Source organism: Inquilinus sp. OTU3971 (genome assembly GCF_038440215.1).
Genome location: NZ_JASATH010000098.1, coordinates 20,822 through 28,591 on the forward strand (window position 1 = coordinate 20,822; position 7,770 = coordinate 28,591).

Consider the following 7,770-nt stretch of genomic DNA (forward strand, 5'->3'; position numbering starts at 1 on the left):
CCAACCTACGTCCCCTCTCCCAATTCCTCCAACCGCCTCAACAAAAACCTCCGCTCCGACTCCTGCTGCGTCAGGTCGAGCGCGCGGTCGTAGGCGGCGCGGGCCTCGGCCGTCCGGCTCAGGCGGCGCAGCAGGTCGGCGCGGGCGGCGTGGGCCAGGCGGTAGCCGCCGAGATGGCCATGCGCCAAAATCGCGTCGATCAGGGCCAGCCCCGCCGCCGGGCCGTCGCGCATCGCCACCGCCACCGCCCGGTTCAGCGCCACCACCGGCGACGGGTCGGCCTGCATCAAGAGGTCGTAGAGGCCGACGATCTCGGCCCAGTCGGTCGAGGCGGGATCCGGCGCCTCGGAATGCACTGCCGCGATCGCCGCCTGCAGCGCGTAGCCGCCGACCTCCGGGCCGGCCAGCGCCCGCCGCACCAGCGCCGTCCCCTCGGCGATCTGGCCGCGGTGCCACAGGCTGCGGTCCTGGTCGGCCAGCAGCACCAGCTCGCCGGTCGGCGAGCTGCGGGCGGCGCGGCGCGAATCCTGCAGCAGCATCAGCGCCAGCAGGCCGATCGCCTCCGGCTCCGGCAGCAGCCCGACCAGGAGGCGCCCCAGGCGGATGGCCTCGCCCGACAGGTCCGGCCGGGTCAGGTCGGCGCCGGAGGACGCCAGATAGCCCTCGTTGAACACCAGGTAGATGACCTGCAGCACGCTGTCCAACCGGTCCGGCAGCTCGGCCTTCGGCGGCACCTGGTAGGGGATGCCGGCGTCGCGGATCTTCGCCTTGGCCCGGACGATGCGCTGCGCCACCGTGGTCGGCGCGGTCAGGAAGGCCTGCGCGATCTCCTCGGTGGTCAGGCCGCACATCTCACGCAGGGTCAGCGCCATCCGGGCCTCGGGCGCCAGCGCCGGATGGCAGCAGGTGAAGATCAGCCGCAGCTGGTCGTCCTCGATCGGCTCGGCCTCATGCTCATGGGGGTCCTCCGCCTCCTCCAGATGCTTCGCCAGCTCGGCCCGGGCCGCGTCCAGCCGGGTGCGGCGGCGCAGCCCGTCGATCGCCTTGAACCGGCCGGAGGAGACCAGCCAGGCCCGGGGATTGGCCGGCACGCCGTCGCGCGGCCACTGCTCCGCCGCCGCGCGGAAGGCGTCGTGCAGCGCCTCCTCGGCCAGGTTGAAGTCGCCGAGCAGGCGGATCAGCGTGGCCAGCACCCGGCGCGATTCCGCCCGGTAGACGGACTCGATCGTCCGCTGTATCGCCGGACCCGCGGTCATCTGTCGCCGCAATGCTCCCAGACCGGCCGGACCTCGATGCTGCCCATCCGCGCCATGGGGATGTTGGCGGCGAGCTGCAGCGCCTCGTTCAGGTCCCGCGCCTCGATCATGATGAAGCCGGAGAGAAATTCCTTGGTCTCGGCGAACGGCCCATCGGTGGTGATGACCCGGCCGCCGCGGATCCGCAGCGTGGTGGCGGCGCTGGTCGGCTGCAGCGCCTGGGCGGCGACGAACTGGCCGCGGCGGCGCATCTCCTCGTCATTGGCCATGGATTCGCGCACCAGCGCGTCGAGCTCGCCTTGCGACATCGCGTCCAGGGTCCGCTGCTCCATATAGACCAGGCACAGATACTTCATCACGGGTCCTCCCGGCTGCGAGTGTGGATGCAGGCTGGTCGGTCCGGGAAGCCCGGAATCGACACTGACCAGCAAGGGGGCGGCCGGCAGGGTTGCGACCGCGGCGGTTTACGCGGCGCCGGCGCGGGCCTAGATAAGCGCCATGCCCGAAGCCCTGACCATCGGTTCCGTCGCGATCCCCGGACGGGTCTGGATCGCCCCGATGACCGGGGTGTCCGACCTGCCGTTCCGCCGCGCCGCGTCGCGGCTGGGGGCGGCCTATGTCGCGACCGAGATGGTGGCCTGCGCCGAATTCGCCCGCGGCCGGCCCGACGTGGTGCGGCGCGCCGCGGTCGGCGACGGTCTGCCGCTGATGGTGGTGCAGCTGATCGGGCACGACCCCGCCGCGGTGGCCGAAGGCGCCCGCTTGGCCGCAGCGGCCGGGACGCAGATCATCGACCTGAATTTCGGCTGTCCGGCGCGCGAAGTCACCGGGGTGCAGTCCGGCTCGGCCATGATGCGCGATCCGGACCGGGCCGAACGGCTGGTGGCGGCCGCGGCCGATGCGGTCGACGTGCCGGTCACGGTCAAGATCCGGCTGGGCTGGGACGATCTCAGCCGCAACGCGCCGGATTTCGCCCGCCGCTGCGTCGCCGCCGGAGCGCAGGCGGTGACGGTGCATGGCCGCACCCGCTGCCAGTTCTACAAGGGCACGGCCGACTGGACCGCGGTGCGCGCGGTGAAGGACGCCGTCTCGGTCCCCGTCATCGTCAACGGCGACATCGTCGACGGCGCCAGCGCGCGGGAAGCCCTGGAGCAGTCCGGCGCCGACGGCGTGATGGTCGGGCGCGGCGTCACCGGCAAGCCCTGGATCGCCGCCGCGATCGAGACGGCGCTGGACCGGAAGGGGGCCGACGGCGCCGCCGGGCCGGACGGCGCGGACCGGCTGGCCGTCGCCCTGCAGCATTTCGGCGAGACGCTGGCCTTCTACGGCGACCATCACGGGCTGCGCGTGTTCCGCAAGCACCTAGCCGCCTATATCGAGGCCGCGCCCTGGCCGGCCGCCGCCGAGGACCGGCGCGAGGCCCGCCGCCTGCTGTGCCAGACCGACTCCCCGGCCGAGGTCGAGGCCGGTCTGGCCGCGTTGTGGACCGGCCGGACGCATCGTCTGGCCGCCTGACGCCTTCAATCCGTCGCCGGGACTTCGGCGCCCTGCCGGGGTCGCGACCCCAGCACCGTCGCGGCCAGCACCGCGGCGACCACCGCGATCGCGGCGCTGACCAGGGCCGCCAGACCGAAGGCGTGGGTGAAGGCGCCGCGCGCCGCAGCGGCCAGGGCCCGACCGGCCCCGCCCGACAGGTCCCGCGCCGCCCCCAGCGCACCGCCCAGCGTCGCCCGGGCCGCTTCCGCCGCCTCCGGCGGCACCCCGGCCGGGACGCCGTCCATCATCACGCCGCGATAGAGCGCGGTGGCGATGCAGCCGAGCACGGCGATGCCCAGCGCGCCGCCGAACTCGGCCCCGGTCTCGGAGATCGCGGCGGCCGACCCGGCGCGCTCCGGCGGCGCCGCGCCGACGATCAGGTCGGTGGTCAGCGTGAACACCGGAGACAGCCCGGTGGCGAAGACCACCGCGGCGCCGGCCAGCAGCGCCGGGCCGGAGACGTAATCGACCAGGGTCAGCGCCAGGAAGCCCAGCGCCGCGACCAGCAGCCCGCCGGCCATCAGCACCACCGGCCGGGTCCGGCGCAGCGCCATCGGGGTCAGCATCGACCCGGCGACGAAGGCCAGCGACGAGGGCAGCGTCCACAGCCCGGCCTCCAGCGGCGACAGCCCCAGCACCAGCTGCAGGTACTGCGCCACGAACAGGAAGGTGCCGAAGACGGCGAACAGGCCCAGCACATTGACCGCCAGCGCCGCGCCGAAGGCCGGCGAGCGGAACAGGCGCAGGTCGATCAGCGGGTCGTCCAGCCGGGCCTGCCGGCGCACGAACACGGCGCCGATGGCGAGGCCGGCCAGGATCCACAGCAGCGGCGCCCAGCCCGGTCCGTGCTCGGCCAGCATCTTGATGCCGTAGATCGCGGCCAGCACCGCCGCCAGCGACAGCACGGCGCTGGCCAGGTCCAGCCGCCCGGCCTGCGGGTCGCGGTACTCCGGCAGCAGGATCGGGGCGACGATCAGCACCAGCACCATCACCGGCACCGCCAGCAGGAACACCGAGCCCCACCAGAAATGCTGCAGCATCAGGCCGCCGAGCAGCGGCCCGACGGCGCCGCCGACCGAATAGCCGGTGATCCAGACGCTGATGGCGAAGGTCCGCTGCTGGGGGTCGTGGAACATGTTGCGGATCAGCGACAGGGTCGACGGCGCCACGGTGGCCCCGGCGACACCGAGCAGCGCCCGGGCCGCGATCAGCGTCTCGGCGGTGTCGGCGAAGGCGGCCAGCAGCGAGGCGAGGCCGAACACCGCGGCGCCGATCATCAGCAGCTTGCGGCGGCCGATGCGGTCGCCCAGCGTGCCCATGGTGATCAGCGACCCGGCCACCAGGAAGCCGTAGATGTCGACGATCCACAGCAGCTGCGCGGCGCTGGGCCGGAGATCGGCGGTCAGCGTCGGCACCGCCAGGTTCAGCACCGTCAGGTCCATCGAATACAGCAGGCAGGGCAGCGCGATCACCGCCAGGCCGATCCATTCGCGGCGCGTCGCCCTCGGCCCGGAGGCCGGGGTGTCGCGCGTTTCCTCCGGCATGATGAATAAACCATTCGGTTAAGTGATTGGCATCTGGATACGAGCCGCCGCCGGGTGCTGTCAAGCGCAAGGCGGAGCGGCCGCGCCATCACCTGAAGACCTTCACCGGGTTCCTCCAGGCCGACGCCTACGCCGGCTTCAAAGGACTGTATGAGCCCACGCGATCGGAGCCCGGGCCGATCGTCGAGGTGGCGTGCTGGGCGCACTGCCGGCACAAGATCTTCGACGTCTGGGAGGGGACCCGCTCGCCGGTCGCAAAGGAGGCGCTCGACCGGATCGCGGCGATCTACGCCGTCGAGGCCGAGGCCCGCGGCCAAGCCGTCGCCGAGCGGCTGCGGATCCGCGCCGCGGCGAAGCCGCCGCTCGCCAACCTGTTCGACTGGATGGCTGCCACGGTCGTCCGGTTGTTGGCGAAGTCGGCGCTGGCCGAGGCCTTCCGCTACACGCTGAAGCGTCGCGCCGCCCTGTCGCGCTTCCTCGACGACGCCCGCCTCGAAGCCGACAACAACATCGCCGAGAACGCGCTGCGCGGCATCGCCCTCGGCCGCCGCAACTGGACCTTCGCCGGCTCCGATGCCGGCGGTGACCGGGCCGCGTCGATGTACACGCTGATCGGCACTGCAAAGCTCAACGGCCTCGACCCGGAGGTTTGGCTGCGCGACGTCCTCGTCCGCATCGCCGATGGCCACCCGATCTCTCGGATCGAAGAGTTGCTTCCCTGGAACTCGTCTACTCTCCAATAGGTCCGAAGGACGCTCAGGATCGCGCGCTTCTGGACGCGGAGGACCGCATTCGACCCTTTGCGGACACTCGCCCGCGAAGCCGTCAGACGTCCTGACTGTCCCCATCCCGATCAGCGAGCGAGTTGCGCCCCTAAGTCGGATTCATATCCGCCATTCGGACCCGTCCAGCGTCGGCTCTCGCTGCGAGCGGCCTGGCGGTGTAGAATATTGGGCCGCATCACGGGACGCGTGTCAGGCGTGGAGCGCCGGTCAAGGCGGCACTCTGGCCCCCGGAGGCCGCATGAGCGAGCAACAGATCACACGGCGGCTCGCCGCGATCCTCGCCGCCGACATCGCCGGCTACAGCAGCATGATGGAGCGCGATGAGGCTGGCACGCTTGCCGCCCTGTGGAAGATCTGGCGTGAGACCTTCAATCCCGCCGTGGCGGCGCGCCATGGCCGTATCGTCAAGTTGATGGGCGATGGAGCGCTGGTGGAGTTCGCCAGCGTCGTCGATGCGGTCGAATGCGCGATCACGATTCAGCGCGCGATGGCTGAGCGCAACAGAATGGCCGAGCTCCCGATGGTTTTCCGCATCGGCATCACCCTCGGCGAAGTCGTGGTCGAGGGAGACGATATCTTCGGCGACGGGGTCAACGTCGCGGCCCGACTTGAAGGTCAGGCACCGCAAGGCGGCATCCTCGTCTCCGATGCCGTCAGGACGCAGGTGGACGGAAAGGTCAGCGCCACCTTCGCCGACGCCGGCACCGTGAAGCTCAAGAATATCGACCGGCCCCTGCAGGTGTGGCGCTGGGATGGCGGCGAAACTGCGGCGACCGTCCCGCCTGCGGTGAAGATCGCTCGCCCGCTCGACGGCAATAAGCCTTCCCTTGCGGTTCTGCCGTTCTCGGCCATCGGCAACGATCCGGAGCAGGAATTCTTCGCCGACGGCCTGGTCGAAGACATCCTCACCGCTCTCGCCAGGCTCTCCGGCCTCTCGGTGATCGCCCGCAATTCGAGCTTCGCCTATAAGGGGCGCGCCATCGATGTGCGTCAGATCGCCAAGGACCTCGGCGTTCGCTATGTGCTCGAGGGAAGCGTGCGCAAGGCCGGCGATCGCATACGGATCGGCGCGCAGCTGATCGATGCGACCACCGGCGTCCACATCTGGGCCGACCGCTTCGACCGCACCCTCTCCGACATCTTTGCGGTGCAGGACGAGATCACCTTGGCGCTCGCCACCGAGATGCAGGTCAGGCTGACGGAGGGTGAACAGGCGCGGCTGCGCTATACCACCACGACAAACGTCGAGGCCTGGAACCTCTGGATTGAAGGGCTCAATCACGACCGCCGCCCCAAGAGCAGGGAGTCCCATCTCGCGGCCCGCCGCTGTTGGGAGAAGGCGCTCGCGCTCGATCCTCGGTCGGCGGTGCTGAACGCCCTGCTCGGCGACCTGCACTACTCCGACGCGCGCCACGGCTGGTCGGGCGAGGATCGCGAGACCGCTTTGAAGAAAGCGGATTGCTATGTCGAGCGAGCGCTGTCGATCGATCCCGACAGTCCGGATGCCCATCGCGCCGCGGCCGGAATTCTGCTGCTGAGGTCCCGGTTCGAGGAGGCGGCGGCGGCGGCGCGGCGAGCGGCGAAGCTCGGCCCCAACCTGCCCGACGTGCTTGTCTTCGGCGGCTTCGTCCTGACCTGCTGTGGCCGCGCCTCGGAGGCGATCACGCAGATCGAGAAGGCCCTGGCGCTGAACCCGATTTTTCATCCGTGGTATCTCGGCGTGCTCGGCAATGCCTACCGGCTCGCCGGCCGTCGCGAGGAGGCGATGGCCGCATTCCAGGCCTATCATGCGCGCAGTCCCGGTTTCGGCCTGGCCGACATCGTGATGATCCAGGAACAGGCCGGGCGCCTCGATGAGGCCCGTGAAACGGCGGCGCGGCTCGTCGCGGCACGCCCCTCATTCACGGTCACGTTCTTTGCCAGAACGCAGTTTCGCAGCGACGTGGAACAACTGGCGGCAGACGTCGCGTCGCTTCGCGCCGCGGGGGTTCCGGAAGCATAGCGGCACCTCTCCAAAGCGGACATGACTGCGGGCGACCCGAAGCGGCCATTGCGGCGTCGTTTCGCTAGCTATTTCCCCGGGAAGGCACCCTTCATTGACCGGTTGAGGCTCGGAGTAGCGGCGCAGAGAGTGGTCACCACCTCTCTTCGACCGTCCGTATCAAGATCGGCTCCCTTGGCAACAGTATCATTTATGCAACTAATCATCTCATTGTATTCTGTCTCATCGCAGCCGAGATCACCTGCGGTCGATTGGCGTTCAATTTCCAGTATTTGGCTTTTCCGCTTCTGGTCAGCGGAGGACCTTTGATCACCCATCCTTGACGCAGCCAAATCATTGGTGTGGCGGCGAGCCACGACACGGATGATTTTATCGCAGTACCCGTCTTGAGCTTGGACTTTGCCGCCAAGGCACCCAGCAGCGAATGCAAGTGCGAATACGCTGGCGCTCCTCACCATAGCCGTTCCTCCTCAAACTGCCGAAGCATGGAATCGCTTACCGCGGCCTGTGCAACGATTGGTCGGCGCCGGACAACGGGGCGCCAATTTCCGCTTTCCGCCCTTTGGAGACGGTCGGCCATGTGGAGGTCCACAGCCTCGCCCGGACGCTTACTGTCAAGCGATTGCCTTGACCGGGGTGCGATGCCA

At 69.8% G+C, this 7,770-nt stretch carries 6 protein-coding genes; 3 read left to right on the forward strand and 3 right to left on the reverse strand.

The window, feature by feature from the left end; genetic code table 11:
- Positions 1-5 precede the first annotated feature (5 nt).
- Positions 6-1,256: an RNA polymerase sigma factor gene (locus AAHM41_RS23030; RefSeq protein ID WP_342238926.1), complete on the reverse strand. Its 1,251-nt coding sequence runs from the start codon at positions 1,254-1,256 to the stop codon at positions 6-8.
- Complete coding sequence (locus AAHM41_RS23035; protein ID WP_342238927.1) at positions 1,253-1,612, reverse strand: YciI family protein; 360 nt, start codon at positions 1,610-1,612, stop codon at positions 1,253-1,255. The genes AAHM41_RS23030 and AAHM41_RS23035 overlap by 4 nt, the downstream gene beginning before the upstream one ends.
- Before the next feature lie 142 nt (positions 1,613-1,754).
- On the opposite strand from AAHM41_RS23035, the gene dusB reads away from it, so the two are divergent.
- Positions 1,755-2,771 (forward strand): tRNA dihydrouridine synthase DusB, encoded by a 1,017-nt coding sequence (dusB, locus tag AAHM41_RS23040; protein ID WP_342238928.1) that lies wholly within the window; start codon positions 1,755-1,757, stop codon positions 2,769-2,771.
- 5 nt (positions 2,772-2,776) lie between these two features.
- Here the strand turns inward: dusB and AAHM41_RS23045 are convergent, their stop codons facing one another.
- Positions 2,777-4,336 (reverse strand): MFS transporter, encoded by a 1,560-nt coding sequence (locus tag AAHM41_RS23045; RefSeq protein WP_342238929.1) that lies wholly within the window; start codon positions 4,334-4,336, stop codon positions 2,777-2,779.
- A gap of 26 nt (positions 4,337-4,362) precedes the next feature.
- Here AAHM41_RS23045 and tnpC point away from each other — a divergent pair, with 26 nt between their 5' ends.
- Both tnpC and AAHM41_RS23055 read left to right on the forward strand, forming a co-directional pair.
- On the forward strand, positions 4,363-5,079 hold the full coding sequence (tnpC, locus tag AAHM41_RS23050) for an IS66 family transposase (protein ID WP_342238930.1): 717 nt from the start codon (positions 4,363-4,365) through the stop codon (positions 5,077-5,079).
- Between the two features lie 280 nt (positions 5,080-5,359).
- Positions 5,360-7,123 (forward strand): adenylate/guanylate cyclase domain-containing protein, encoded by a 1,764-nt coding sequence (locus tag AAHM41_RS23055; RefSeq protein WP_342238931.1) that lies wholly within the window; start codon positions 5,360-5,362, stop codon positions 7,121-7,123.
- Positions 7,124-7,770: the final 647 nt, after the last annotated feature.

Bases quoted from the DNA above. Each gene is read 5' to 3' on its own strand.
- AAHM41_RS23030 (WP_342238926.1), bottom strand. From the start codon at position 1,256: ATGACCGCGGGTCCGGCGATACAGCGGACGATCGAGTCCGTCTACCGG.
- AAHM41_RS23055 (WP_342238931.1), top strand. From the start codon at position 5,360: ATGAGCGAGCAACAGATCACACGGCGGCTCGCCGCGATCCTCGCCGCC.
- dusB (WP_342238928.1), top strand. From the start codon at position 1,755: ATGCCCGAAGCCCTGACCATCGGTTCCGTCGCGATCCCCGGACGGGTC.
- AAHM41_RS23045 (WP_342238929.1), bottom strand. From the start codon at position 4,336: ATGCCGGAGGAAACGCGCGACACCCCGGCCTCCGGGCCGAGGGCGACG.
- AAHM41_RS23035 (WP_342238927.1), bottom strand. From the start codon at position 1,612: ATGAAGTATCTGTGCCTGGTCTATATGGAGCAGCGGACCCTGGACGCG.